Consider the following 545-nt stretch of genomic DNA (forward strand, 5'->3'; position numbering starts at 1 on the left):
CCCAGATAAATTGCCAACTGTATAGAAAACGACGCAACTCCTTGAGCTGCGCCGCTTTACTCATATTGAGTGCCCCACCAAAAAGGTGAGGCATTCCGTTCATTCTATGCTATGCTTTTAGTTGAGTAGACCAAAACAAAGGAAGAATGAACTGATATGAGTATAACACAACAACGCAGCTTGGGCTTTGACTCCAAAATCGTGGTAACGGGGAACGGTAAGCGGGTATCCTCGTTTGGCGGATTGACTTTGTTTCGAGAGTTCTCCGATCGCGTCAAGCTGGATTTGCGCTTAAGCGAATGCGGCTTCGTCGAATGGCGACGCAAACCGCAACACAGTATGGAGAAATTGGCCTCCTTTGCCATTGCCCAGCGAGTTTGTGGATTCGCGACTGATACCAGTGCCAGTGCTTTGAGGCGGGATCCCGTTTGGCAGGTATTATGGGGTAAAACCCTGCCTTCCCAAGCAAGCATTTCTCGATTTTACCAGACTTTTCGGGACAATCTGCCGGCCTTGGCCGGGTTGCACCGGCTTGGCTTGGATTT

The 545-nt window shown here is 49.7% G+C and carries 1 protein-coding gene; it reads left to right on the forward strand.

From position 1 onward, the window contains the following. Positions 1-156: 156 nt before the first annotated feature. A partial coding sequence (locus L248_RS14970) for a transposase (RefSeq protein WP_040537192.1) occupies positions 157-545 on the forward strand: 389 nt, incomplete at its 3' end.

Source organism: Schleiferilactobacillus shenzhenensis LY-73 (assembly GCF_000469325.1).
GTDB classification, from domain to species: domain Bacteria; phylum Bacillota; class Bacilli; order Lactobacillales; family Lactobacillaceae; genus Schleiferilactobacillus; species Schleiferilactobacillus shenzhenensis.